Source organism: Micromonospora sp. U56, from assembly GCF_018070095.1.
Lineage (GTDB): Bacteria > Actinomycetota > Actinomycetes > Mycobacteriales > Micromonosporaceae > Micromonospora > Micromonospora purpureochromogenes.
The window spans coordinates 1-24699 of record NZ_JAGPYL010000096.1 but is presented as its reverse complement, the minus strand read 5'-3'; the positions used below and the strand labels follow the sequence as shown (position 1 = coordinate 24699).

Here is a 24699-nt window from a genome sequence, read left to right as displayed (position 1 = left end):
AGGTCTCCGTGCTGATGGTCTTCTTCGTCGATGAACCATCTACCGGAGACCTCACTATTTATCGGTCACCGCCACGCCGAAACTTCCTCACTCCTGCACCCGCAGCCGACTTCGACACAGGCCCTAGGCGCGCGGCGTCATGGGTGCGGCAACAGGCGGAGCTCGGGGACGGGCCGATCGGCAGCATGATGAGCGTCTGCGAAGGGGCCGGTCAGTGGGTGCTGGTTACCGACCTGCCAGGTGACGGGGCGTCACTCGTCGACGGAGACATCGCGGTCGCGGTGGTCAGCACCATGGGTGACCCCGGTCGCCGCAGGGCAACTGCCGCCCACGAGCTGGGCCATCTAATTATCGGCGACGAGTATTCGAGCGACCTCGGCGTCAGCACCTCCCGAGCGGATCGGGAAGCGGCGATCGACGCCTTCGCCGCCGAGCTGCTGCTGCCCGTGCAGGCAGTTGCCGCCGGGTGCGGGGCTGGTCCGGTGACCCGGGATCGGCTGGTGGAGTTCGCCGCGCGGTACCGGACCTCCTGGCTGTTGGCGCTGCGTCAGGCCGAGCGGGCCGGTGTGATCGACGGTTCGACCCGACGATGCTGGAGTGAGCCACGGCCCACCCGGGCGGAATTCATGGAGGCGTCGGGGTGGACTCCACAGCCTGACCTTGACTCGGTGCGGGTGCCGCCGATGTACGCGCATGCCGTGATGGAGGCTTGGCGGGCAAACCGCATCACCCGCTCTCGGGCGCTGCAGCTGATGCACGGCCAGATCGTCGATGCGGACCTGCCGGTGAACGACGACTTGGAGATGGAGCCGTGACTGTGTCGGGTCCGCCGGTGCCCCTCCTGGTCCTGGACACGATGGTGCTCAACCACTTCACCCTCGCCGACCGGTTGGATGTCCTCCAGGATCTGCTGATCGACGCGGACTGCTGGACGACGCAGGTCGTCATCGAGGAATTGAGGGCGGGGGCGATCACCGTCCCCACGGGATGCGAATGTTTGCAAGTGGAGTCATGACCGTTCGGGTGGTGGCGACGAGATCAACTCCGGTGCACTCTGGCCGTTGTGAAGGCCTTCGTGGGAGTGACGGACGAGAAGTGGTACCGCTTCCTGGCGGCCCGCCCCGGCCTGAACGAGGTCAACTTCTGGCGCCCGTCAGGAGGCGGATTCCGTGCACTCACCCCTGGCGAGCCCTTCTTCTTCAAGGCTCACTATCCCCTCAACCGGGTCATCGGTGGCGGCTTCTTCAGTGGCTTCACTCAGTTGCGGATCTCGGAAGCCTGGGAGCTGTTCGGCGAAGCCAACGGCGTCGCCAGCCTCGATGAGATGCGTCGTAGCGTCGGCCGGTACCGCAAGCAGGCGATCGGCCTCGATGAAGACCCGGTCATCGGGTGCATCTTTGTCCGCGATACCACGTTCTTCCCGAACGAGTCCACCGTTGCGGCGCCGCCTGGATTCGCGTCGAACGTCGTGCAGGGAAAGACCTATGATCTTGCCGACGGGCTCTCGGCCGATTACTTCGACCTGTTGATCCACCGCCTGATCGGTACGACGGTCGAGCTTGATCTGAGCGAGCCCTGGCACCGTCCGGGACCGGTGTACGGCGATCCCAGGCTGGTGCCGCAGCGCCTCGGTCAGCAGTCGTTCAAGGCTGTGGTCCTCGGGGCCTACGGTCGGCGCTGCGCCATCACCGGTAACAAGGTCCAGCCGGTGTTGCAGGCGGCTCACATCCGGCCGCTTCCAATGGGCGGCGAGCACCGCCTGGACAACGGTCTGCTCCTCAAGTCGGACGTCCACATCCTCTTCGACAGGGGCTATCTGGGGGTGGACCCGAAGCATCGGCTGATGGTCAGCCCACGGCTGCGCAGCGAGTTCGGCAACGGCGACCAGTTTTACTCCAAGGCCGGAACGCAGATAGCCCTTCCAGAGCGGCGTGGCGACCGGCCGAATGGTGAGTTCCTGGAGTGGCATCTCGATACGGTGTTCAAGGCCGCCTGAGAATCTTCACGGCTCTCGTACCCGGCGACCTCGGCTGCCGGCCCGGGAACCCGTCAGGCTCGCGCACCTCTGACCGGCTCGGCCACCACAGCTGGTGTGGCCGCGGCCAGCGCCGGAGCGTTGACAGTGGCCGCGCCACTTGTGCTGATGGCTGTCGCGGTCGGCTTCAGCGCCTATGCTGATCAGCAACGCCAGAAGGCGCTCGAGCGCATCACCGACCTCCTGGAACAGTTGCAGGAACACAACCTCGAGAGCGAACGCAGCGCGTTGGACGGTTGTCGTGACGCGATCGACAAGGCGACGTCGGTTTTCCTCGACCAGGGCAGAATCGGCCTGTCGTTAGGACTGGATTCCTCGTCGTACGCGATCAACACGGCGATCGAAGGAACCAAGCATCGGCTCAGAAAATGGCAAAATGCGCTAGCTGCCCTGCCCGACGGCCCGGTTGAAGTCGCTGCGTTGACGAAGTCGTTCCCCGGTATCAACGAGGATGGCGGCGCGTTCCGGACACACGTGGAGTTTGCGAGACTCGCCATTGCTCTCAAACGCCGAGTGCTCGTGCTTCAAGCAGTAGAACACGCTCAAGAGGCGGGAACGACCAATCCGTTCAAGAGCTTCATTGGAACCTTGCAGGACGACGAGCGTCGCATCGACGAGTTGGAATCAGGCATCAGCTCGGTCCTGCTTCGACTATCGACCCTCGAGTTGAAGCGTCCCGGCGGTTTCCTAAGCATCATGTTCACGCAGGGCGAGGTCGACGACCTGCTCGAAGCCGCATATCGCCTTCGCGCCTTGGGCGATGGCCTCAACGTGGGAACCCACCAAGCTGACGTTGCGATTGAGATCGAACGAAGCCGCGACGGATCGCTCGTAGTGTTCCCTGCAGTCGCTGCCTGACCGGACGCTCGACGTACTCGAGATCCCCGCGACCGAAGAGCCTTCTCCGTGACGATCACTGACCAGGGCCGGAGGGTGATCGCCTCTGCCAACATGGCGGGGGAGGAGGTCGGCGAGCAGCTGTTCGGCTGGCTGACGCCAGGGCCGTGACTATGGGAGCTGGCCGAGAGGTAACGCGGACCAATGAGCGAAATGCCGGCATGCCAGCGCGCGACGCCCCGCCAGTAATCAGGGAGCAGGACGTGCTGTGCCGTCGGGGCATGGCCCGGCAAGGGCGCGGGTAGGCGGCAGGCATGACTGGATTGGTTGCGCACCTGCATGGCGGACCACTCGACGGGGTGGACCGGCAACTGGCCGGCGCCACCGACGAATTCGTGGAGTTCACCCATGAATCCCGTGACGGCACCTGGTACGTGGAGTACCGCAGGGTTCGCCGCGACGATGACGGATGGCATTACGAGGCGACCGGCGTGATGGAAAAACAGGACGAAGAGTAAGCAGTAGTTAAAAAGCGTCACCCCCTTCGCCGGGTGGTTGTTAAGCGTCGGCGCGGGTAGACAGCAGCGCCAGCCCGGGCAGCGACCACCGCGATCGTGGTCGCGGCTGACCACTGTCTGCTGGCCGCCGCGCTTGGGGGTCGCTGACTGATGTACGGGGAGGTCGTGGAGCTGAGGGTCCACGGGGTGGCAGGCACCGGGGCCGGTCAGATGCTCGGTTGCCAGGACGTCCGTCAGGTGGCCGGCGACCGCCGAGCCGGCTTCTACCGCCCCCGAGCGCAATCCCGGCATACCTCCGGTCCGGGTGGGACCGTGCTGGAGGCGTACCAGTGGAGCGAGCTGCCCTCGGGCACCGCGGGGCGGACGCTGTCCCTGGTCTTTCTCCTGCCGTTCATGCTGAGCAATATGACCTTCTGGATGCGTCCAGCGGGCGGGGGCTTGCAGTCCGGCGTCACGGCGCTGTGCCGGCTCCTCGGGCTCACCCTGACGCTGCTGTACGCGCTGACGGCAGCCGGGGTTGCCCTCGACCTCCTGGGCTGGACGTGCCTGGGCTCGTCCCGCTGTCTCGCCGGGCGGGGCTGGCTGTCCTGGCTGGCCGGCCGACCGGTCGGTCTGCGCCTGGCGCTGCTGGCCCTGGTGCCGTTCGCCGCGGTGGCACTGGTGTGGTGGCTCAGCGCACGACAGGCTCGCTCGTATGGAGCCTTCCGGTTGCAGACGGCAGATCCGCAGGATGACCAGCTCACGGCGTTGGACCGGTGGGACGTTTCGCCGACGGCGAAGCGGCTTCGCGCGATCCACGTCGCCGCTGCTCTCGTCACGCTGGACCTCGTGCTGCTCGCCGCACGCGCCGCCGCCGGGACGTCCGTGGCGGTGGTCGTGCTGTCCGCGCTCACCGGAGCGCTGCTGGCCGCGTGTGTCGTGCTGCTCTGCGTCCCGGGCCTACTGGACCCGACTTCGACCGCCAGCACCACGGATCGGATGCCGGTGGTGCTGCACGTCGTAGCCGGCGGCCTGACGGTCGCGACGCTCGGGGCCGTCGCCACGGAAGCGGTCCGCTGGCCGCGGTCGAACGGGCTGCCCAGGTACGACGACATCGTCGCCATCGTCTTCGTCGCTCAGACGGCGCTGCTCGTCGCGCTCGCCGTACTGGTGCTGTGGCGTCCTGGCGGCCGGGACCGCCGGCCGGCGCTGCTGCACGGGTTGGGCGCCGTCGTCGTCGCCACAGTCGCGGCGGGCCTGGCCGGGGCCCTTTCCGGCGAGTTGGTCTACCGTGCGGCGTCCCTGCTCAGCGGGCCGACGTTCGTGCTGCGGCCCAGCGACCCGGCGCTGCCAGCGCCGGCGTACCGGTGGGCGATCGTGGCCTTCTTCCTGACCACGATCGCCGGCGCGGCGGCGTGGGCCATCATCATCCGGTCGGCTCGCGCGGACCGTCGGCGGACCGCGGCGGCCATCGTGGCCCGGGACTACCCAGCTCCTCCTCCGGAAGCGGCCACTCAGGTGCAACGAGTGCGGAAAGCGGTGCTCCGGGCTTCTCTCACCGAGCAGCTGGGCGCACTTGGCATTGCCTACGCGTGCCTGACCGTGATCGGGCTCGCGGCCGGCGTGCTGGCTCTTCTGGGCTTGGAGCCCGGCGCGCTGGTGCAGGGCCACCTCGGCGTGCCGAGTGGGGCGGTGAGCGTGGCGATGGCCATCAGCAGCTACATGATCCTCGCGGTCGTCGGCGGGCTCCTGCTGGGCGGGCTGTTCCCGCACGAGACGGCGGGGTTTCGCCGCTACGGCGGAGTGCTGTGGGACATCGGCACCTTCTGGCCCCGCGCGGCCCACCCGTTCGCGCCGCCCTGCTACACCGACCGCGCGGTGCCCGAGCTGACGGATCGGATCTGCCGGCTGGCGCGGCGCTACGACGGGGTGGTGCTCAGCGGGCACAGCCACGGGTCGGTCATTTTGGCCGCAACCGTGCTGCGACTGCCCGCGGACGTGCGGCGACGAGTCGCGCTGCTCACCTACGCCTCGCCCCTCAAGCGACTCTACGCCCAGCTCCACCCCGCGTATTTCGGCGAGCCCGTGCTGCACGAGATCGGCGACCGGATCGGGTGGCGATGGCTGAACCTGTGGAGTGACACCGACCCCATCGGCGGTTGGATCTTCTCCGGGCATCGGCCCGGGGACCCGCCCCTGCGCCCCCCGCCCGCCGCGTTGGTGGACCGCCGCCTACGCGACCCCGAAAACGTGCTGGCACAGCCGGGGAAGAGCGCCCCGCTACAGGTGAAGGGGCACATGCCAGATGAATCGGACGATCGGTACGCCGCGGCAGTCCGTGAGTTGGCAGACCGGCTGCGAGCAGACTCGGAGCAGCCGGGTAGCTGGCCGGACCGTTGGGCCGCGTGACGGCGGGGGCGAGGGGCACCGCCTTGAACTTGGGCTTGCAGCGACTCATGTGCACCGTGTTCAAGGCCGCCGTCCGCCGAGGTTCTCCCATACGCGATCCTGCTCGTGGACCACTTCCACATCGTGCAACTGGCCGATCGGGCGTCATCGAAGTCCGCCGCCGCATGACCGCGACCCACCGCGGTCGTCGCGGCCGAGCCAGCGACCCCGAATGGCAACGGCAACCGGCTCACCCGCTCCGCCGCCCGGATGCATGCCCGGCACGTCGGCCGCCTCGCCGACACCCTCAGCAACCTGCCCGCCGGCATCGGCGCACCGATCCTGGCCGCGTGGAACGCCAAGGAAGACCAACCGCATCATCAAGACCACCGCCCGCAACGCCTCCGCTTCCGCGACCCCGAAACCAGCGCCTCCGCACCCGCTGGGCCACACCCGACGCCACCGCAGACACCTCAACCCCGCCCAAATTCGAGGCCCGCAAGGCCCGGCGGGTGAGGACCTTCGGCCCTGCGCGGAGGCGCCTCCGGAACGAAAAGGTGGAAGGCGGACGGGCCCCGCAACCGGGGGCCTGGAAACGGTGAGTCGGAGGTGGCCGGGATGCGTGGCATTCGCAAGGGCGTTGTGGTTCTAGGAACGGTCCTGGTCGTCTTGCTGGCCGTCCCTGCGGCGGCCTCTGCCGACATGGGCAGCCGCGGCGCGGACTTCGGCGGACACGTGGCGACCTGCGCGCAGGACATGGGCTTCGACGGGCAGCACAACCCGGGCATGCACCAGGGGTACGCCAACTGGGACATGACCCACATGGGCTGACCCGCCCTGACGACGGCGGCGCCGCGGCCACCCGGCCGTGGCACCGTCGTCGTTGTACCTGCCGGGACATCCACGGTGGCGAGATCTGCATGCTCGTGACGAACAGCTTCTTCACCGCGGGCGACGGCGGAAGGCCGTATCAGGGGCCGACTCGCACGTACGGTTCGGCGAGCGGCCTGGGGAAGCGGACCGGGAGCAATCCCGGCACCGCACCCCAGGCCGACTCAACCCGATGTCACGGTGCCTGGTAGGTGACGGGTCGTCCTTGCTCCTTCCAAGCCTTCACTCCACCCTCGAGGTGCGCAATATCGGTGTAGCCGAGACTCTGCAGGGCTTGGACGGCCAGCGCGGAGCGACCGCTGGACGCGCAGTAGAGGATCGTCCGGCCCGAGGGGTCGAATTCTGGGCGGTGGTACGGGCTTGCTGGGTCGGCCCAGAACTCCAACATCCCTCGAGGGGCCGCAACCGCGCCGGGGATGGATCCGTCGCGCCGCACCTCGTCGGGCTCACGGATGTCGACGAGCGTCACCGAGTCGCCCTCGAGCTCGCGCGCGACCTCCTCCACCGACAGGTTGCTGATCTCGCTCTTGGCCTGCGCCACCAACTGTTGAGCCGTGATCGCCATGGTCGTGCCCTTCTTCCAGGGGCTTTCCATCTCCAGTTGATCGGGCCGACGGCGCCAGCACATCCGTGGTGAGTACGGAAGGACCCTCCGTAGGGACGATGGATCGGACGCGGGGGGTGCGACATCGTTAGCGCATGCAGCCCGAGCCCGATGCTCTCCGCGGCACGCTGCGCCATGCCGGGGTGACCGCACGGGAGCTCGACGTGTTCTGGCTCGTCGGAGATCGTCTGCAGAACAGGGAGATCGCGGAGAGCCTGCACGTCTCGGAACGGACCGTGGAGAGTCACGTGTCGTCCCTGCTGCGCAAGCTCGGCGGGACCAATCGGCTGTCACTGGTCGATGCGGCCGTGCGACTGCGGAATCGACGGGTCTCAGGTGGCGCCCTGCCCAGGCCGCTGTCCTCGTTCGTGGGTCGTGGCACGGAGACCCACGACCTGCTCCGGCTGGTTCCCGTGCACCGGCTGGTGACGCTGACCGGCCCCGCCGGTGCCGGTAAGACCCGGCTGGCGCTGCACCTCGCCACCTGCCTGGACGCTCTGCCACCTGCGGTGCTGGTCGACCTCGCGACCGTCGCGCCCGGAGCAGACGTGGAGTGTGTCTTCGCGGATGCCCTGGGAGTCGCCGGGGAGGGGCGGCGGGTGCGTGCCCAGCTCCGTGAGGCGCTCGCCGAGGGGCCGCACTGGCTGGTGGTCGACAACTGCGAGCACGTGGCACATTCGACGGCGGCCCTGCTGGCCGACCTGCTCACCACGACGGCTGAGTTGAGCGTGCTCGCGACCAGCCACGGTCCCCTGAATGTTGCGGGGGAGGTTGTCTACGAACTCTCGCCGCTTCCGCTGCCCCCGGAGGCCGACGACCCGTCGGTCGTGCTGAGCGCTGCGTCCGGCCGACTCTTCGCCGATCGCGCGGCGACCGCGATCCCCGGGTTCACGGTCACCGCGCACAATGCCCGTGCTGTCGCCGCGGTCTGCCGCGGGCTCGACGGACTGCCGCTGGCCATCGAGCTCGCGGCCGCCAGGCTCCGCGTCTTCTCGCCCGCGGAACTCCTCTCACACCTGCACGACCGGCTCGCCCTGCTGACCAACGGGGCGCACGGCATGCCGAGCCGGCACCGCACGCTCGAGGCCGCCCTGCAGTGGAGCTACGATCTCCTCGACGACGACGAGCGGCTTCTGTTCGAACGCTGCTCCGTCTTTCCTGGAGACTTCGAATACGACAGCGTCGTGGACGTCCTCGCCTATCCGCCGCTGCGGCGGGCAGACCTGGCCCGGCTCTTTCCCCGCCTGCTCGACCGGTCGCTGGTGTCCAGCCACCGCGAGGGCCAGACCACCAGCTATCGCATGCTCGACAGTATCCGGCACTTCGCTGACTCACGGCTCGCGCTGCGCGGTGAGCACGAAATCCTCCACGAACATCATGCTCTCCACCATCTCCGCCGCGGCGCGGCGACACTCGCCGACCTTCAAGGAGCGGACCAGGTCGGCGCGCTCGTGTGGTTCGACCGTCGCTGGCCAGACCTGCGGGCCGCGATGCACTGGGCGCTCGAACGCGAGAAGACCGAGCCCGCCTGGGAGTTCCTCGCGGGCATCGGGACCGGGTGGGAGATCCTCGGCGTCCGCGGTGAGCTGTTCGACTGGCTGAACGTGCTGCTCGACCGTCCGCTGCCCCCGGCACCTCTCGGCGTGCGGGCAGCGGTCACTGTCGCCTTCCTGCTGTGCTACCAGGACACCCGGCTGGCGCTGACCTACGCCCAGCACGCGTATGACGAAGCCCAGCAGACCGGCGCCGACGACCACGACCTGGCGTTGGCAAGCCTGTCACTGGGCTGGGCGACGATGCACAACCGGCAGTATCCGTCCGCCATCGGCCATTTCCGGCAGGCGGTGGCGGAGTTCCTTCGGCTCGCCGACGACTGGCATCATGCACTCGCACTTCAGGGCCTCGGTGACGCTGTGCAGGATCCCGAGGTGCGCCTGGCGCATCTCGCCCGCAGCGCCGAACTGTTCGGTCGGATGCGCGACCACGTCAAGCGCGCCAACTGCCTAAATCAGATGGCCAGTGGCAGTATCGCCGTCCGCGCCCACCTCGACGAAGCGCAGACGTGGCTGACCGAGGCCCATCGCCTGGCGCAGCTCACAGGAAACCACCACGAGCGGCTGCACGCCGAGATCTTTCGGGCGTGCCTCGACCAATGCCGCGGTCAGCACGAGTTCGCCGGTGCACGGTTCGGCAGGCTGCTCGCCGAGTTCCGGCGTATCGGCGACCGGCGCTGCATGAGCCGTTGTCTGCTGGGCCTCGGGCAGGCCGCCGTGCGCGACGGCGACCATGAGATGGCACGAGGCCACCTCACCGAGTGCATCCTGACCGCCGATGGCACCGGTGATGCGCTCGAGATGGCGGTCGGTCTGCGCCTGCTCGCCGCCTCCTGTCATGCGACCGGCGAGTCGCAGTATGCAGCCCTTCTCTTCGGTGCCGCCGATGAGGCCATCGAACAGCTCAACCCGGCACGCCGCGACGCCCTCGCCGATGATCATGAACTCCGGGTGGCCCTTCGCGACGAACTCGGCCCGGATGCGTTCGCTTCCGCCCTCGCCGACGGGCGGCGAACATCGCTCGATCAATTGCTCGCGCGCTGACGCGGCTGCATCGGGCCAGAGCCGGAGCAGGTCCCAGCGACAGCCTCGTCAGGCCCCGGACAGACGGGTCGCGTAAGGGTCTACGCGAACGGGGCCAGCGTCAGGATCCCGTCCGACAGTTTCGACGACAGTCGGTGAGCTCTGTCGGACCTGCCCGGCATGCTGAAGGCTCCCTCGACCTCGGAAATGTCGCAAGTCGCACGCACCACACATCACCGGGTCGGGTTGCTACCGGAATCCGCGGCTGCCGCCTGATCGCCGTCCGTCTCCGGCGTGTCGACCGCCGGCTCGGGCTGGCCGTTCGCCCGCCCCTCGTCCCGTGCCGGAGAGGCGGGATGGTCGAACCAGGTGTGCGGATGGAACAGGTCGGCGTTGACGGGGCCCACCGTCCGCAGCTTCCTGCTCCACTCCGCGGCGGCCTCGGCGTCTCGCTTGACCTGCTGGGCGGCGCTGATCAGGTCGTCCTTGACGTCCTGCCCGAAGGTTTCGGCCGCCGGGCTGTCGACGAACAGCTCCATGACCGTGATCCACTGCCGGCAGATCCGCTCGGCAGACTCGGCCCGCCGCCGGTGTACGTCGTACTCGCGCTCCACCTTGATGATCTGTTCACCGTACGGTCGGAGGAGTTCCCGCACCTGCTCGTCGAGCTCCACCGAGATCTCGGGTTCGCAGGTGACCAGGGCCTCTGCTCGCCCGAAGGTCCACCGGCCCTGCCTGGCCAGTTCGTTCTGCAGCGCGACCTCGAGCTTGCCGGCCTGCGTCGCTGGGAGGGCGCGGGAGAGCTTCGCCGCGGCGCGTCTGACCCGCTGGCTCGCCTGCGGTGTCCGGGCCTGGGCGTACCAGCTGAGCCGGTCCGCGCCCATCCGATCCGACGACCAGGTGAAGGTGGCGCGGACGATGAAGTGGAAGACGTAGTCCCGAGCCGGCACCGTGAGCGGCCCCGACGCGGTTCGTCGTTCGACGAGCTGGCCGGGTCGGGCTGGTGGGACGGTCGGTGCCGCGGCGGGCTCGGCGTCCTGCAGCGCCGCGAGAAGCTGCTCCCAGCGCATCTTCACCCACTGTCCCGTCCGGACGGTCGCCTTCCAGGTCAGGTCCAGCCCACGCAGCCCCCGTTGGCGCCATCGGGCAGGCGGCTTGGTGCTGGAGGTGTCCGTCATGTCGTCCCCCTGGCAGCCGGGGGCGCGATACCGCGCTCAACAGCGGAAACCCGTCGTCGTTGACGCGTCGATGAACGTGTTAACCACACGCTAACAAGCAGGCCGTCGCCTTCGCGGCGGTCGTGCCGGCCCGGAAGCGTGACACCCAGACAATCTGACAAATGCCGTGAACCGGGGAGATCGCGGCCTCGGCGCACGTTGACCTGCTCGGGTTCGCTCTCCGTCGAGGAGAGGCGCCGCGCCGAGGAGGCGTTCGCGCAGGAACGCGACTGCGTCATCGTGGCGACCAGCACGTTGGAACTGGGCATCGACGTCGGCGACCTGGACCGCGTCATTCAGATCGGTGCGCCACGCAGCGTCGCTGCGTTCCTGCAGCGCATCGGTCGGACCGGTCGGCGGCCGGGCAGCGTCCGTAACTGTCTCTTCCTCGCCCTTGACGGTGACGCGCTGCTGCACGCGGCCGGGTTGCTCAACCTGTGGCAGGAGGGCTGGGTCGAGGCCGTCGTTCCGCCGCCGGAGCCGCGGCACATCGTGGCCCAGCAGATGCTCGCCCTCCGCAGGGCCTGTCGTACCGGATGACCCGGGCCATGCGGGATGTGCTCATCGGCGCCGACCCGAAGGTCGCGCTCACCGCTCGCGCCACGACGAGGTTGACGGCACTTCGCGAGGACGCGGCCGCCACGGTGCACTCGGGGGGCTCCGTGGTGGTCCGGGACAGAGAGGGCGAGGTCCGCTGGTGGACCTGGGCCGGTTTCCGGGCCAACGCCACCCTGATCGCCACCCTGAGCGACCTGGCCGACCCGACGCAGCGGTACGACGACGCCAGCATCCGGCTGCGCGCCGATCTGGATCGGGAGATGTGGCGGGTGGCGACGGCAGACGCAGACCAGCGGATCTGCCTACCTGACGTGACCGAGAAGGCGCTCGCCGGACTCAAGTTCAGCGCCTCCCTACCGCCGCGCCTGGCTGCCGCAACGCTCGCTGTGCGGCTCGCCGACGTCGAGGTAGCCGCCGCGGTCCTCAAGGAACCCGTGCGGTTCGCCTATCTCTGAGCTGCCGGTCGGGGCCGGGGCTCTCCGCAGCAGGGTGCTGGCGTGCGGTGGGGAGCAGTCGCTAGGCGGCGGCGCCGCAGTACACGCACTCGTTGCGCTCGGACCAGTCCTTGCGGTCCAGCGTCCCCGGATCGATCGCCCGGTGCCCGAAGTGCCGGCGTACCGCCATCCGGAACGTCCACAGCGCCTCCGCGAACCGGTGGTACGCCTCGTGCCCAGCGTCGGTGCGCACGTCCTCGCCGGCGCGGATCAGCCGTTGCATGTCGACCAGCCGGTGGAACGCGTCCTCGCCCGCCACCACCAGCTCCGGCGTGCCGGACATCAACAGCCGTTCCCGTTCCTGGTACGCCCCGGACTCGCTCATCGCCCGGGTGGTCGCGGCGCGGTCACCGGCGGCGGTGTTGCGCAGCATGCTGTGCGCGGTGCCCAGCGCGAGCGCGAAGTCGATGCAGGTGCGCCACCGGTCGAGGTCCCGGTCCCGGTCCCGGGTGTCCCGTTCCCGCCGCAGGTCGACCAGGAAGCTGCCGGAGAGCGCGATGACGGCGCCCGCTCCCGTGCTCAGCAACGGCATCCAGTCCATGCCGGACATCGTGCCATCCCCGGGGAAGCAGCCAAGATCGCGCCGTCGCTCCAAAGGCCGGCGGCATCGGGATGTCATCGACCGTTGTGGACGAATTCGGCCGCCGGGGACTTCCCGGGCGCGCCCGCCGGGCCCGACACTATGGGTCGACAGTGATCGATGCCTCGTGATCCGGAGGGCCCGTTGACCACTCTTGTGACCCCGCCCGCCCCGCTCACCCGCCTGCGCCGCCTGGTCGGCACGTTCGCCCTGCTCACCGCCATGGTCGCCGGGGCGCTCGTCGGCCCGTCCGTGCTGACCCCGGCGCTCACCGACTCCGCGTCCGCCGCGGTCTACAGCTCGTGCACGATGACCCGCTGCGCGGACGCCCGCACCGCCCGGTCCGGCTGGGCCGCCAAGGGCTTCCCGACCAGCCGGGGCTGGTACACCTGGAGCGGCGGGCGCTACAACTTCGCCGGCGGCCAGTTCTACAACCGGGAGGGCCAGCTCCCCGCCAACGCCACCTACCACGAGTACGACGTCTACCCCCGAGCGTACGGGGCGCCCCGGGACGCGTACCGGATCGTGGTCAACCGGAGTACCGGGGTCACCTGGTTCTCGCCGGACCACTACGCGAACTTCTACCGGCTCTGAGCAGGCAGCGGTCGGGCCGGGGACCGGCCGGCCCGACCGGAGCGGGGAGGATGACCGGATGGACGCGCCCGACCTGCCACCGTGGCTGGAGCTGACCGCCGATCCCTTCGCCGACCCGACCGCCGGCACGGTCGTCGTGCCGGGGGCCGACGCCCGCCGCCGCGCGGACCTGTTCGGGCTGCTCGCGCAGGCCCTCGACCTGCCCGAGTGGTTCGGGCGCAACTGGGACGCGCTGGCCGACTGCCTGCTCGACCGGGACGACGCCGGCCCGCTCGCCCTGCGCGTCGACGACGCCGAGCAACTCCTCGCCGACGAGCCGCCCGCGCAGTTCGCCACCCTGCTCCAGCTCTGCGACGACGTGTGGTCGCACGGCCGGTACCCGTTCCGGCTCGTCCTGCGCACCACCGGCGACCGGCTGCCCGCGCTGGGCCGCCGGGTCCGGGCCGGGCTCAGTTGGGCTGGTCGAGGATCGCGCTGAAGCGTTCCTCGGCCAGGTCCAGCTGGGCGAAGATGTGTCGCTTCACCGGCGCCGACAGCGGGGTGTCCGGCCGGCTGATCAGGTCGCGGAAGACGGGCACCAGCGGCCGGTACTTCGCCGCGGACCGGGCCACCTTCGGCCCGATGGTGTAGACCACGCCCACCCCGTTGTCGGTGAAGTCGGACACCTTGATCACTCGCGCCCACGGCTCCCGGTCCAGGCTGGCCGCCACGTGCTCCCGGTACTGGGCGTTGCGGTCGCGGTCGGGGTCGTACTCCGGGTTGGTGACCGCGGCGACCAGCCGGGCGACCCGCGGGCCGAAGCGCGCGGCCAGCATGGCCAGCGCCGCCGCCGTCGGGTCGGCGACGCCGGTGCCGGCCAGCTCGCCGGGATGGTCCTCCACCGCGTCGTGCAGCAGGCCGGCGACGATCACGTCCACGTCGCGCACCTGGTAGTGGTGCATCATCCGGATCGCCACCCGCAGCAGGTGGTTGAGGTACGGCTCGCGCACCCGCCGATCGTCGCGGTGCAGCTCGGCGGCGAGGTCGAGGGCGGCGCCGAGCCGCTCTCGCGCGGCCGGGTCGAACGCCCGGATCTCCAGCCGGAACCGTTCCAGCAGGCCGGGTTCGCCGTGGATCTCGGTGATCGCGTGCATCGGCATGGTGGCGAGGTACGGCGGGAACTCCATGCACCACTTATAACCGATCTTCACTACCGGCCCGACCCGGGCGTCGTGTACGCGACCGCTCAGGCGGTGCCGGAGAGCCGCTTGACCAACCGCACGACCGTCCCGTGCGGTGTGCCGTCGATGACCGCCTCGTCCATCAGCCGGCCCCGGCCCCGGCCCCGGCCCCGGCCCGCTCCCCGCCGTCCACGCCGACCTCCCGCCACCCGCCGCTGTCGGCCACCTCGACCTCCAGCCGCCCGGCCCGCAGCCGCCCCCGCACCGTCACCGTGGCGCCCGGGGCGAATTGGTAGCCGTGCTCGATGGCGTTGGCGCAGGCCTCCCCGACTGCGATCAGCACCGCCTCGACGTCCGACGTACCCACCCCGAGCCCGGCCAGCCAGCCCCGCAGCGCCTCCCGGGTGTGAGCCGGCCACGGTGCCGGGCGGCGGCACGGCCGGCACCGGGTGCTGGTCGGCGACGGCACCCTCGACGCGCCCCGGCACCGGTCGACCGGCTGCTCGACCTGCCCGCCCGAAAGTGGGCGGAGCTGGACCTCGACGCGCGGGGACCGGTCCGCCCGGCCGCGCCCGTAACCCACGACCAGGAAGGGAGCGGCGCATGACGTCGGTCGCCAGCCCGCTGCCGGAGCTGCGGTTCGCGCGAGGACGGTCAGGCGGGGGCTGGGCCGAGACTGTCGCGGCGGACGAGTTCGGCGGGAAGCACCTCGACCCGGGGACGGTCGACGGCCGGTTCCAGGGCCAGGGTCATCGCGCGGGCGCCCAGTTCCACCAGGGGCAGCCGGACGGTGGTCAGCGCGGGCGTGACGTCGGCGGCCACCGGTATGTCGTCGAAGCCGACGACGGAGACCTCCTCGGGGACCCGGACGCCCCGGGCGCGCAGCAGGGTCAGCGCGCCCACCGCCATCGAGTCGTTGAGCGCGGCCAGCGCGGTCAGCCCCGGCACCGCCGCCAGCAGCTCGTCGGCGGCACGGGCTCCGCCGTCGCGGGTGAAGTCGGCGTACCGGACCCGCTCCGGCGGCAGCGCGGCACCGAGCCCCTCGGCCACCCCGCCGAGGCGGTCGCTGGTGGTGGTGAGCTCCCGGGGACCGGCGATCACGCCGACCCGGTGGTGCCCCAGCCGGCGCAGCTCCGCGCCGAGCCGGCGCGCGCCGTCGGAGTTGGCCGGCATCACCGCGTCGCCGGGGTGCTCGTGCCGGCCGATCACCGCCACCCGGCCGCCGGTCGCCTCGTGCGCGGCCAGCTTCTCGGTGAGCCGGGCGGTGAAGGCGGGGTCGTGGTAGCCCGAGCCGGCCAGCACGCTGGCGGCGACCTGCTGGCCCCGCAGCATCTCGACGTACTCCAGCTCGCGCTCCGGGTCCCGGTAGCTGTTGCAGATGATGACCAGCCGGCCCCGGTCGGTGGCCACCCGTTGCAGGCCCCGGGTCACCTCGGCGAAGTACGGGTCGGAGACGTCGTGCACCACCACGCCGACCACGCTGCGCTGCGGCCGGGCCAGCAGCTGGGCGTGCACGTTCGGGACGTACCGGAGGTCGGCGACGGCCCGCAGCACGCGCTCGCGCAGCTCGTCGGCGACCGGCTTGCTGCTGCCGTTGATGACCCGGGAGGCGGTGGCGGGGGAGACGCCCGCGCGGCGGGCGACGTCGGCCAGCGTCGCCCATGGCCACCCCCTGCCCGCCTCGGTCCCGCGCCCCGTGGTCGGGCACAGGCTACCGCACGGGCGTCAGGAAAGCCCTTGCCCGTCCAGGCGGCGGGGCGTACCGGCTGCGCGAGTGCGGGGACTTTCCTCCCTCGCCGGTCAGGCGACCAGCCGGGTGGCGTACGCGGCGGCGCACGTGGTCGCCGACCCGGGGGCGGAGAACGTCCCGGCGCCCGGCCCGTCGGCGGTGGGCGGCGTCAGACCAGCGCGGCCAGCCGGGGCACCAGCTCCGCCGGTGCCGGCATCGCGGCGATCTCCCGGCTCACCTGCCCGGCCGCGGTCCGCAGGTCGGCGTCGGTCACCAGGCGGGTCAGCGTCTCGGGGGTGATGTCCCGGGGGCGCAGCGCCAGGCCGGCGCCGCGGCGGGCCACCAGCTCGGCGTTGTGCCGCCGGTCGCCCGGTCCCACCGTGGCCAGCTGCGGCAGCCCGGCGGCGAGGGCGCCGAAGACGCTGCCCGCCCCGCCGTGATGGACCAGGGCCGCGCTCGCCGGCAGGGCCGCGTCGAGGGGGATCCAGTCGACCACCCGTACGTTGCCGGGCAGCGCGCGGGCCGACCGACGGTCCGGCCGGACCAGCACGAACTCCGCGTCCACCCGGGCGGCGGCCGCCACCACGGCGGGCATCGGCCCCTCGTCGCGCGGGCCGGTCAGCGTGCTGCGGCTGACCAGGATCCGGGGCCGCGCGCCCGGCTCGCGCAGCCAGTCCGGCAGGTCACCGCCGCCGACGTAGGAGGCGTACCGCATCGGCCAGCCGTCCTGGTGGGTCACGCTGGGCGGGGCGACGGCGAGAGCGCCGGCGGGCGGCGGCAGCTCGGTCAGGCCGTGCCGGCGTAGCGCGCCGCCGAGCCGGGCGGTGGTGGCGCGGACCAGGTCCCGACCGTCGAAGAGGGCGTTCTCCTGGCGGACCGCCGGCACGCCCAGCCGGGCGGCGGCCACAGCGCCGGCCACCGCGAACGGCTCGTGCAGCACCAGGTCCGGTCGCCACTCGGTGGCCAGCGCGACCACCCGGTCGGTGAGCTGGTCGTTGAGCGCGCCGAAGAGCAGGCCGGCGCCTCGGGTGCCGGCGGTGCCGGCCAGCTCGGCCCGGGCGATCAGCGGGTGGCGCGGCAGGACGCGCAGGGCGATCCGACCGAAGTCGAACCCGGGCGCGACGTCGCGCACCGGCAGGCCGGCGCGCTCGACGGCCAGGCCACCGCCGCCGGTGGCGAGCAGCACCTCGTGGCCGGCGTCGCGCAGCGCGGCGGCGAGCGGCACGAGCGGGAAGACGTGGCCGACCAGCGGCGCGGAGACCACCAGGACACGCATGGGGTCGATCCTAGGGCCAGCCGTCACGGGCCTCGGGCGGGCGCACACCGACCCGCGCGCCGGCGGGCCGCGTCGTCCCGCTCGGACCGATCGACGGCGCGGCCGACCCGGTGCGGCCGGGTGAGCCGGGTCAGCGGGTGGGGAGGGCGGCGGTCACCCGGATCGCCTTGACGATGGCGGGGATGGAGCCGATCAGGAGGACCAGGCCCCAGACGATCGCGACCACCGCGAAGACCAGCGCGCCCACGTCGTCGAGGATGCTCACCACGACGACCGGCACCAGGTTGTGCAGGAACTCCAGCAGCACCGTGCAGAGCAGCGTGGTCAGCGCCAGCAGCACCAGCCCCTTGTTCTGCAGGAAGCGGGGCTGGGCGAGCAGCAGCAGCACCACCCAGACCAGCTTGAGCAGCAGCACCAGGGCGAGCAGCAGGCTCGCCTCGCCGACCGGGAAGAAACCCCACAGCGCCAGGTACGCCAGCGTGCCGAAGGGCGCGGCCAGGAAGAGCGAGACCATGATGGACAGCTCCACGAAGGCGAGTACCAGCATCAGCAGCGACACCAAAATCAGCACGATCGAGAAGACCAGCGTCGCCACGCCCTGCACCCGCCCCTGGACCCGGTCCGGCACCACCAGGCTCAGGCAGAACAGCCCCGTCGTCCAGAGCGCCACCACGTCGATCAGCGCCAGATAGCCGGTGCCCCGACCGGAGGGCTCGTCGACCCGGCCCACCTCGCCGACGTCCACCCCCAGGTCCTGCGCGCCGGCCCGCAGCGAGCCGCCCGCGTCCCCGCCGCCGGTGAGCAGCGACGAGCCCAGCTCCACCCCGACCACCAGCGCCATGGCCAGCAACGCCAGCAGCAGGAACGGCTTGCGCAGCTCACCCACGACGGGCCTCCTCGCGGGTCGGGCCGAGCCACGGCAGGGGGCTTCGGCCGACCACCGTCGGACCCGGCGCGGCGTTCGCTGTCGAGGCCGCCGCGATGCCGGACCGGCCGCCGCGGCCCGACGACGGCCGCAGGGTCAGGATCCGATCGTGACCGCGCACGCCACACCTCCCGCACAGCCGACGGTGATCTCGCTGGCCCGGTCGACGGCGACCTTCGCCACGGCCGTGCCGTCCTCGCCCGGCTCCACCTCGTCGTCCACCGTGAAGCCGGCGTCCCGGGGCGCCGGCGCGGTGACCCGGAACCGGTCCGGGCTGCGCAGCACCAGGGTGCGCAGCCCGTCCGGGTCGGCGACGCGCAGCACGCAGCCGCCGACCACGGTGAGGGTGTCCCCGGTACGGTCGCAGCCGGCCCGCACCGTCGCCGGATCGACCGTGGCGGTGTCGCCGACCAACCGGCCCAGCCAGCGGACGGCGCGGTCGTCCTCCGGGCCGCCCCGGTCGCCCCGACCCGCGCCGACGGCCACCGCGAAGAGCAGCACCAGCAGGACGGCCAGCCCCACCAGCAGCAGCTTGCGTCGCCCGCTCATCGCCGGGCCGCCGCCCCGCCGACCTCGGTGAACCGGATCTGGTCGATCCCGGCGAAGTACCGGTCGAAGGCCTGCGTCTTGCTCACCGCCACCAGGGTCACCTGGTGCGGCCCCTTGCCGAGCCGCAGCGTGCCGACGTCCTCGAAGTCGGTGCGGACCACCTTCGGGGTGAAGCCGAGGAAGGTCCCGCCGACCTGGACGCCGTCGATCTGGAAGATGGTGTTGGCGTAGTCGAACGAGGTGGTGCGGGCGGCGGCGAACCGCCAGACGGCGTCCTTCGGCAGGTCGACGGTCATCGTGACCTGGTCGCCGACGGCCAGGCCCTGGAAGAACAGCTGCCGGTCCTGCGACCAGGTGACCCCGCAGCAGTTCGGCTGGACCACCACCTTCGCCGCGGCGCCGGTCGGCGATTCCACCTTCGCCTGCGCCACCAGGCTCTCCGCCTCCAGCGTGACCACCTGCGGCTCGCCCGGGGCGGGCGCGTCCTCCGGCCGGGTCACCAGCCAGCCCACCACCGCCCCGACCAGCACCACCAGCGCCACGGCCGCGGCGATCCACGGCCAGGGGGCGCGGCGGGGCCGGGTGACGGCGCGGACCTCGTACGTCACCCGGCCGCTGGAGCGGGAGCTCTCCTCCGGCGCGGTGTTCGCCGAGTAGGCGAAGCCGGTCATGTCGTAGCGGCGGGGCGCGGTGCCGGGCGGCACGGCGAGGCGGACCAGGAAGGAGACCGAGCCCTGACCCGGCACCACCCGCTGCGGCTCGGCGACGGTGAACCAGGACCGCTGGCTGCCCTCCCCGGGGGCGACGTCGAAGACCACCGTGTCCGGGGCCGCGCCGGGGTTCGAGACGGTGAAGGTGAGTTCGCCGTGGTTGCCGGTGTCGAGGGTGAACTGCTCGGCGGCGGCGACGACGGCCCATTCGGTGGTCATGACGGCTCCTCTGCGGACGGTCCCGGAGGTGGAAGGGTGCGTGGGGGCGGGACGGAGGCCCGGCCGACCGCCGGGCCGGTGGGCAGCGGCGGCGGGTCGACGGGCGGTTCGGGGTCGGCCGGCGGGCCGGCGGGTTCGGTGGCGCCGAGCAGGACGACCTCGGCGGTCACCGCGGCCGGCTTCTCCGCGGCCACGATCCGGCTGATCAGGGCGAGGGAGCCGGCGGCGGCCGGCGGCACCCGGACCACCAGGTGGAAGGGGCGGTCGACCGGTTCGTCCAGGACGAACCCGGTGACCCCGGTGGCCAGCTCCAGGGCGCTCCGCATCCCGTACGGGGTGCCCCGCCAGCGGGCCAGGTGTGCGCCGTGCGCCACCAGGTCCCGCAGCCGCCCCACCGGCAGCGCCGGCGGCGCTGCCGGGCGGGGCGAGGCGAGCACGTGGTCCATCGCCACCCACCGGGTCAGGTACCCGACGAACCCGTCCGGCGCCCGGTACGGGGCGAACAGCGCGTCGACGTCGGCGAGCACCGCCTCGTCCGGGGCGTGCAGCGCCTCCATCACCTCCAGCAGCGCGAACAGCACGCTGCCGGGGACGCTGGCCCGCTGGTACGCGGCGGGCAGCAGCCGCTCAATCGCCGCTCGGCGCATCCTGCCGCACCACCTCGATGTCGTGCTCGCCGGAGCAGAGCAGCCAGGTGTCGGGGACGGTCACCACGTCGGCGGTGGCCTGGTTGGCGCTGGGCGACCAGTCCACGGCGTCGCCGCTGCGGTACACCCCGCGCTCGCCGCCGGCCAGGATCAGCCGGTCGGTGCCGCCGGTGGCGGCGATCGCGTCGACCGGTACGAAGCGGGACCGGTCCCGTAGCGGCAGCCCGCAGTTGACCATCACCGGCTGCCACTGCGGCTGCGCGGCGAGGGTGTCCAGTCGCACCACCCCGCCGCTCTGGGTGGCCGCCAGCGCGAGGGTGCCGGCGAAGGCCAGGTCACGGCAGGTGCCGCCGATCCAGCCGGCCTGCACCGACTGCCACTTCACGTCCGACTCGAACAGCCGGGTGCGGTGGCAGCCCTGCCCGGGTTTTTTCGGGTCCGGCTCGCCGGCGCCCGACCAGAGCAGGGTGGCCGGGCCGTCGTACTGCACGGCGAGGACCCGGTTGTCCACGTTGGCCAGGCCGACGTGGGTGAAGCTGCCCGGGCGGCCGGCGGCGGTGGAGAGGTAGACGCCGAACCCGGCCTGCGCCGCGACCGCCACGCCGGGGGCGCCCCGCTCCGAGACGAAGGCGCGCACGGCGTAGAAGCCACGGTCGGCGTCGGCCGGGTCGACCAGGATCTGCAACGGCACCGAGCCGGGCAGCAGGGAGACCTCGTACAGGCCGGTGTCGGTGGCCAGCAGCAGCGCGCCCGCGCCGTCCCGGTCGATCCAGGCCACGTCGGAGATGCGGGAGTCCAGGTCGGTCAGGAGCGACCAGTTCTCGCCGAGGTCGGTGCTCAGGTGCACCCGGGAGCCACCGGCGGCCCGGACGGTCACCGCCGCCACCGAGCCGGGGCGGGCGGTCACGCCGGGGCGTACCGGGGCGGGGGCGGGGGACATCCGCACCACCGTCTCGCCCTCGAACCGGCCGGCCGGCTCCCAGCCCGCGCCGGCGTTGGTGGAGCGGAACAACACCTCGCCGCGGCCCGCGTACCAGGTGCGGGCCTGGTACTGGTCGACGGCGAGGGTGCGTACCTCGGCGTCGGGGGCCTCGTCGACCACGAACCGGACCGACTCCACGTAGCGCACGCCCGGCTCGGCGTGCTCCAGCATCCGGTACACGTTGGAGGCCCGCAGCGGCTCGCCGAACGCCCAGCCGGCCGGGTTCAGCGTGGTGGGCAGCGGGCTCAGTGTCTGGTGCTGCCGGTCGTGGATGCGCCGCCGCACCGCCTCGGCGTCCTCCTCCCGGCGCACCACCACCCGGGCCCGGATGGAGACCGCCTTGTAGCGGGCCCAACCGGCCCGGCAGCTCGTGCCGAGGGCGCGGCGCTGGTCCAGGTCCGCCTCGACCCGGCGGCGCGCCTCCTCCACCTCGTGCTCGCGCAGCACCGACACCGGCAGCCGGCCGCCGGGCCGGGCCTCGTCCGGCACGTACGGCACCAGCACCACCTCGACCTCGCCCGGGCGGGCGAAGCTGTAGACCGCGGCCCGGGTGAAGGCCCGCGCCCGGGCCACCGCCCCGGAGCCGGCGGCGAGGATCTCGAAGTCCCGGGCGGTCACCGCCCGCTGCTGGGCGAAGAACTCGTACGGCCCGCGGACCAGCGCCGAGTCCAGCGTCTCCATGTCCCGCCCGCCGCTGGCCGGCTCCGGGTTGTCCGCCCGTACCCCGGGCAGCGGGTCGCGCAGGCTGGTCAGCGTGCCGGCGGCGACGTTGCCGGTGCGCCCGCCGCCGGCCCGGTACCAGAGCCGGATCCCCGCCCCGGCCGGCGGGACGGCCGCCACCGTCACCAGTCCGGAGCCGGCCGCGCCGGTCGCCGCGTGTCCGGTCACCGTCGCCCCGGCCGGCCCGCCGCCGGACGGGCGCAGGTCCAGGGCGGGCGCGAAGGTGACCACCCCCGAACAGCGGTCCACCAGGTACACCTTGGCCTGCGGGCCGACCCCGGCGAAGCTGTCCACCGGCCGCCAGATCTCGTACGTCCGTCCCTCGTGCTCCCGGGCGGCCGCGCCCAGCTCCACCGAGCCCGGCGGCACCTCCACCCCCAGCAGCAGGTCCAGCGGCTCCGTCGTCCGGGCCAGCGGCGCCCGGGCGGCGCGCAGCGCCTGCCCCGGCTGCCCGGTGCCGGTGCCGAGCAGTTCCGCCTCGACCGGCTCGCAGTGGTGCATCCGCACGGTCACCTCGGCCTGCCCGGCGGCCAGCGTCGCCGGCTCGGTGGTGACGAAGACGACCGGCCTCGGGTCGGCGCCGCGCGCCGCGGCGACCCGGGTGCCGGCGGGGATGCGCACCGCGCCGTGGTCGCCGCCGGTACGGGTGAACCGCACGTCCGCCCAGGCCGCCGACGGGGCGTGCCGGGCCACCCCGAGCAGGTTGAGGAACTGCACGTACGCCTTCTCCGGCAGCTGGTTCAGCCGGTAGATCATCACCTCGGTGAGGTGCGCGAACGCCTCCACCAGGGCGATTCCCGGGTCGTGCGCGGACAGGTCCGTCCAGGCCGGGCAGGACTGCCGGATCCGCTCCCGGGCCTCGGCGACGAGGTCGAGGAAGGCACGGTCGTCGAGGTGCGGCACGGGCAGCGTCATGACGGTTCCCCCTCGGCGTGGTCGCGGACCGGCCCGTCGGCCTCCTCGCCGTCGGGGAGCAGGTCGACGGAGAAGACCAGCTGGCCGGGGGAGAGGCTGGCCCGGACCCGGTAGTCGAGCCGGATCACCAGCCGCCACGGGTCGTCCGGGTCCGGTCCGGCGTCGACGTCGATCACCTCGACGCGCGGTTCCCAGCGCCGGATCGCCTGCCGGACGTAGTGGATGGCCAGGCCGGCGGTGGTGTCGTCGTTGGGCGCGAAGACCAGCCGGTGCAGCCGGGAGCCGTACCCGGGGCGCATCAGCCGCTCGCCCGGGGTGGTGGAGAGCAGCAGGTACAGCGCCTGGCGTACCGTCTCGTCGCCCTCGGTCATCGCGAGCCCGCCGGCCGCGGTCAACGCCAGACCCCCGGTGCGGCCGGCGTCGAAGCCGGCGCCCACGAAGCGGAAGGCCCTCATCGGTCCGCCTCCACCAGGCGCTGCCGCGGGTCGCGGACGGTGTGGTGGACCAGGCCCGGCGGGGTGCCGTCGGTCAGCCCGTCCAGGTGCGACAGGACGATCCGGTGCCCGTCGACGCGCAGCCAGTCGCTGTAGCCGACCCGCACCGGCAGCGTCTTCGTGCAGGGCTTCACCGTCGGCCCGTAGTTCGGGCAGGCCACGATGTCCCGCCCCTGCGGGTCGTCGTCGACCAGCACCGGTACGCCGGTGACGGTCACCCAGCGCTGCGACGCCCGGTTGGTCACCCGCCCGTCGTGGTCGCAGGTGATCACGGATTGCAGGTGGATCCAGCGCATCAGCCGCCTCCTGAGCTCTGCCGGGCGAGCGCGGCGGCCCGCTCCCGCGCGGTCGGCGCGTCCTCGGTCGTGTCGGCGTGCAGGAAGTCGACGCTGCGGGCCCGCACCACCATCGCCCGGCCCGGCGCGGAGAGCACCAGGTCGGTGGCGGCGTGCAGGGTGGTCAGCTCCGGCGTCAGCTCCAGGAAGCTGCCGGTGTCGGTGGCGAGTTTCAGGCTGCGCGCCGCGTCGTCCACCACGATCGTCTGGCCGCTGCCGGTACGCACCGACCACCGGCCGGACCGCCCGTCGGCGATGCCCGCGTCGTACGGCTCAACGGCGCCGAAGAGCGACCCGAGGACGATCCCGGCGGCCGGCTCGCCCCCGGGCAGCGCCACCAGCACGGTGTCCTCCGGGTCGGGCAGCGCCACGATCCCCTTGCCGGCCCCGGCGCCGGGGCAGAGCACGGCCAGCCAGCCGGCGTCCAGGTCCCCGTAGGCGGGGAGGGTGAGCCGGACCCGGCCGAGCCGGTCCGGGTCGTCGACGTCGGTGACCGTGCCGAGGGTGACCACCGCGCCGGCGACCGGGGCGGGTGCCGGGGCGGGTGGCGGGACGGTGCTGAACCGGGTGAGGTGGCCGTTGCCGTCGATGGTGTGCACCACCTCGGTCAGCACGTACACCCCGGCGACCGGGTCGGCGACCCCGGCCAGCTCGACGCGGCGGCCGGGCCGCAGCGCCGGGTCGCCCTCGGCGACCCCCTCGGCGGTGACCAGCGCGGCCACCCGGGCGTCCAGGCCGGCCTGGGCGATGGCGGCCAGCTCGTCGTC

General features: G+C 72.3%; 27 protein-coding genes. 12 read left to right on the top strand and 15 right to left on the bottom strand.

Annotation, left to right across the window (positions count from 1 at the left end):
- The 7 genes from KBX37_RS25750 to KBX37_RS25720 all read left to right on the top strand — a co-directional run.
- Positions 1-815: ImmA/IrrE family metallo-endopeptidase (locus tag KBX37_RS25750; protein ID WP_210778472.1), on the top strand; the 815-nt coding region annotated here is incomplete at its 5' end.
- 17 nt (positions 816-832) lie between these two features.
- Entirely contained in the window at positions 833-1015 is a 183-nt protein-coding gene (locus KBX37_RS25745; protein WP_210778471.1) for a hypothetical protein, read from the top strand.
- Positions 1016-1063: 48 nt separating this feature from the next.
- Positions 1064-1996 carry an HNH endonuclease gene (locus tag KBX37_RS25740; protein WP_307849198.1) on the top strand — a complete coding sequence of 311 codons (933 nt, stop codon included), beginning with the start codon at positions 1064-1066 and terminating at the stop codon, positions 1994-1996.
- A 96-nt stretch (positions 1997-2092) separates the two neighbouring features.
- Positions 2093-2893, top strand: coding sequence for a hypothetical protein (locus KBX37_RS25735; protein ID WP_210778470.1), 801 nt, complete (start codon positions 2093-2095; stop codon positions 2891-2893).
- Positions 2894-3186: 293 nt separating this feature from the next.
- A complete protein-coding gene (locus tag KBX37_RS25730; protein WP_210778469.1) occupies positions 3187-3390 on the top strand; it encodes a hypothetical protein in 204 nt (67 codons plus the stop codon).
- Positions 3391-3702: 312 nt separating this feature from the next.
- Entirely contained in the window at positions 3703-5778 is a 2076-nt protein-coding gene (locus KBX37_RS25725; protein ID WP_307849197.1) for a hypothetical protein, read from the top strand.
- A 597-nt stretch (positions 5779-6375) separates the two neighbouring features.
- Positions 6376-6588, top strand: a complete 213-nt coding sequence (locus KBX37_RS25720; protein WP_179805406.1) for a hypothetical protein — start codon at positions 6376-6378, stop codon at positions 6586-6588.
- A gap of 235 nt (positions 6589-6823) precedes the next feature.
- On the opposite strand, the gene KBX37_RS25715 is transcribed toward KBX37_RS25720, so the two are convergent.
- A complete protein-coding gene (locus KBX37_RS25715; RefSeq protein WP_210778467.1) occupies positions 6824-7243 on the bottom strand; it encodes a rhodanese-like domain-containing protein in 420 nt (139 codons plus the stop codon).
- 104 nt (positions 7244-7347) lie between these two features.
- Between KBX37_RS25715 and KBX37_RS25710 the strand changes: the two genes are divergently transcribed.
- Positions 7348-9849, top strand: coding sequence for a LuxR C-terminal-related transcriptional regulator (locus KBX37_RS25710; RefSeq protein ID WP_210778466.1), 2502 nt, complete (start codon positions 7348-7350; stop codon positions 9847-9849).
- A gap of 212 nt (positions 9850-10061) precedes the next feature.
- Here the strand turns inward: KBX37_RS25710 and KBX37_RS25705 are convergent, their stop codons facing one another.
- Positions 10062-11006, bottom strand: a complete 945-nt coding sequence (locus KBX37_RS25705) for a hypothetical protein (RefSeq protein ID WP_210778465.1) — start codon at positions 11004-11006, stop codon at positions 10062-10064.
- A 198-nt stretch (positions 11007-11204) separates the two neighbouring features.
- On the opposite strand from KBX37_RS25705, the gene KBX37_RS34845 reads away from it, so the two are divergent.
- Positions 11205-11585 carry a helicase-related protein gene (locus tag KBX37_RS34845; protein ID WP_247658885.1) on the top strand — a complete coding sequence of 127 codons (381 nt, stop codon included), beginning with the start codon at positions 11205-11207 and terminating at the stop codon, positions 11583-11585.
- A gap of 8 nt (positions 11586-11593) precedes the next feature.
- The gene (locus KBX37_RS34840; RefSeq protein ID WP_247658884.1) at positions 11594-12058 is read left to right on the top strand and encodes a hypothetical protein; all 465 of its coding nucleotides are present in this window, start codon (positions 11594-11596) and stop codon (positions 12056-12058) included.
- Positions 12059-12119: 61 nt separating this feature from the next.
- Here the strand turns inward: KBX37_RS34840 and KBX37_RS25695 are convergent, their stop codons facing one another.
- Positions 12120-12638: a hypothetical protein gene (locus KBX37_RS25695; RefSeq protein ID WP_210778464.1), complete on the bottom strand. Its 519-nt coding sequence runs from the start codon at positions 12636-12638 to the stop codon at positions 12120-12122.
- A gap of 195 nt (positions 12639-12833) precedes the next feature.
- Between KBX37_RS25695 and KBX37_RS25690 the strand changes: the two genes are divergently transcribed.
- Together KBX37_RS25690 and KBX37_RS25685 are read left to right on the top strand one after the other, a co-directional pair.
- Complete coding sequence (locus tag KBX37_RS25690) at positions 12834-13271, top strand: ribonuclease domain-containing protein (RefSeq protein WP_210778474.1); 438 nt, start codon at positions 12834-12836, stop codon at positions 13269-13271.
- Between the two features lie 58 nt (positions 13272-13329).
- On the top strand, positions 13330-13749 hold the full coding sequence (locus KBX37_RS25685; protein ID WP_210778463.1) for a barstar family protein: 420 nt from the start codon (positions 13330-13332) through the stop codon (positions 13747-13749).
- Here KBX37_RS25685 and KBX37_RS25680 read toward each other — a convergent pair.
- The 12 genes from KBX37_RS25680 to KBX37_RS25625 form a co-directional block, all read right to left on the bottom strand.
- On the bottom strand, positions 13721-14437 hold the full coding sequence (locus KBX37_RS25680) for an HD domain-containing protein (protein ID WP_210778462.1): 717 nt from the start codon (positions 14435-14437) through the stop codon (positions 13721-13723). The two genes, KBX37_RS25685 and KBX37_RS25680, sit on opposite strands and share 29 nt — an antisense overlap.
- Positions 14438-14573: 136 nt before the next feature.
- A complete protein-coding gene (locus KBX37_RS35690) occupies positions 14574-15014 on the bottom strand; it encodes an ATP-binding protein (protein ID WP_307849196.1) in 441 nt (146 codons plus the stop codon).
- A 71-nt stretch (positions 15015-15085) separates the two neighbouring features.
- Positions 15086-16141 (bottom strand): LacI family DNA-binding transcriptional regulator, encoded by a 1056-nt coding sequence (locus KBX37_RS25670; RefSeq protein ID WP_210778473.1) that lies wholly within the window; start codon positions 16139-16141, stop codon positions 15086-15088.
- Positions 16142-16329: 188 nt separating this feature from the next.
- Positions 16330-17436 carry a nucleotide disphospho-sugar-binding domain-containing protein gene (locus KBX37_RS25665; protein ID WP_210778461.1) on the bottom strand — a complete coding sequence of 369 codons (1107 nt, stop codon included), beginning with the start codon at positions 17434-17436 and terminating at the stop codon, positions 16330-16332.
- A gap of 130 nt (positions 17437-17566) precedes the next feature.
- Positions 17567-18322, bottom strand: coding sequence for a hypothetical protein (locus KBX37_RS25660; RefSeq protein WP_210778460.1), 756 nt, complete (start codon positions 18320-18322; stop codon positions 17567-17569).
- A 135-nt stretch (positions 18323-18457) separates the two neighbouring features.
- Positions 18458-18910, bottom strand: coding sequence for a hypothetical protein (locus KBX37_RS25655; RefSeq protein WP_210778459.1), 453 nt, complete (start codon positions 18908-18910; stop codon positions 18458-18460).
- The gene (locus tag KBX37_RS25650) at positions 18907-19839 is read right to left on the bottom strand and encodes a hypothetical protein (protein WP_210778458.1); all 933 of its coding nucleotides are present in this window, start codon (positions 19837-19839) and stop codon (positions 18907-18909) included. Before KBX37_RS25650 ends, KBX37_RS25655 begins: the two co-directional genes overlap by 4 nt.
- A complete protein-coding gene (locus KBX37_RS25645) occupies positions 19836-20486 on the bottom strand; it encodes a phage tail protein (protein WP_210778457.1) in 651 nt (216 codons plus the stop codon). Before KBX37_RS25645 ends, KBX37_RS25650 begins: the two co-directional genes overlap by 4 nt.
- The gene (locus KBX37_RS25640) at positions 20467-23103 is read right to left on the bottom strand and encodes a putative baseplate assembly protein (protein ID WP_210778456.1); all 2637 of its coding nucleotides are present in this window, start codon (positions 23101-23103) and stop codon (positions 20467-20469) included. The genes KBX37_RS25645 and KBX37_RS25640 overlap by 20 nt, the downstream gene beginning before the upstream one ends.
- Positions 23100-23558, bottom strand: coding sequence for a GPW/gp25 family protein (locus KBX37_RS25635; protein ID WP_210778455.1), 459 nt, complete (start codon positions 23556-23558; stop codon positions 23100-23102). Before KBX37_RS25635 ends, KBX37_RS25640 begins: the two co-directional genes overlap by 4 nt.
- Positions 23555-23893 (bottom strand): hypothetical protein, encoded by a 339-nt coding sequence (locus KBX37_RS25630; protein WP_210778454.1) that lies wholly within the window; start codon positions 23891-23893, stop codon positions 23555-23557. The genes KBX37_RS25635 and KBX37_RS25630 overlap by 4 nt, the downstream gene beginning before the upstream one ends.
- A partial coding sequence (locus KBX37_RS25625) for a phage baseplate assembly protein V (RefSeq protein ID WP_247658882.1) occupies positions 23893-24699 on the bottom strand: 807 nt, incomplete at its 5' end. The genes KBX37_RS25630 and KBX37_RS25625, both read right to left, overlap by 1 nt.

Coding starts and splice junctions, on each gene's coding strand:
- KBX37_RS25685 (WP_210778463.1), top strand. CDS start 13,330: ATGGACGCGCCCGACCTGCCACCGTGGCTGGAGCTGACCGCCGATCCC.
- KBX37_RS25650 (WP_210778458.1), bottom strand. CDS start 19,839: ATGACCACCGAATGGGCCGTCGTCGCCGCCGCCGAGCAGTTCACCCTC.
- KBX37_RS25640 (WP_210778456.1), bottom strand. CDS start 23,103: ATGACGCTGCCCGTGCCGCACCTCGACGACCGTGCCTTCCTCGACCTC.
- KBX37_RS25695 (WP_210778464.1), bottom strand. CDS start 12,638: ATGGACTGGATGCCGTTGCTGAGCACGGGAGCGGGCGCCGTCATCGCG.
- KBX37_RS25705 (WP_210778465.1), bottom strand. CDS start 11,006: ATGACGGACACCTCCAGCACCAAGCCGCCTGCCCGATGGCGCCAACGG.
- KBX37_RS25720 (WP_179805406.1), top strand. CDS start 6,376: ATGCGTGGCATTCGCAAGGGCGTTGTGGTTCTAGGAACGGTCCTGGTC.
- KBX37_RS25680 (WP_210778462.1), bottom strand. CDS start 14,437: ATGGAGTTCCCGCCGTACCTCGCCACCATGCCGATGCACGCGATCACC.
- KBX37_RS25730 (WP_210778469.1), top strand. CDS start 3,187: ATGACTGGATTGGTTGCGCACCTGCATGGCGGACCACTCGACGGGGTG.
- KBX37_RS25715 (WP_210778467.1), bottom strand. CDS start 7,243: ATGGAAAGCCCCTGGAAGAAGGGCACGACCATGGCGATCACGGCTCAA.
- KBX37_RS25665 (WP_210778461.1), bottom strand. CDS start 17,436: ATGCGTGTCCTGGTGGTCTCCGCGCCGCTGGTCGGCCACGTCTTCCCG.
- KBX37_RS25645 (WP_210778457.1), bottom strand. CDS start 20,486: ATGCGCCGAGCGGCGATTGAGCGGCTGCTGCCCGCCGCGTACCAGCGG.
- KBX37_RS25710 (WP_210778466.1), top strand. CDS start 7,348: ATGCAGCCCGAGCCCGATGCTCTCCGCGGCACGCTGCGCCATGCCGGG.
- KBX37_RS25635 (WP_210778455.1), bottom strand. CDS start 23,558: ATGAGGGCCTTCCGCTTCGTGGGCGCCGGCTTCGACGCCGGCCGCACC.
- KBX37_RS25630 (WP_210778454.1), bottom strand. CDS start 23,893: ATGCGCTGGATCCACCTGCAATCCGTGATCACCTGCGACCACGACGGG.
- KBX37_RS34840 (WP_247658884.1), top strand. CDS start 11,594: ATGCGGGATGTGCTCATCGGCGCCGACCCGAAGGTCGCGCTCACCGCT.
- KBX37_RS25655 (WP_210778459.1), bottom strand. CDS start 18,910: ATGAGCGGGCGACGCAAGCTGCTGCTGGTGGGGCTGGCCGTCCTGCTG.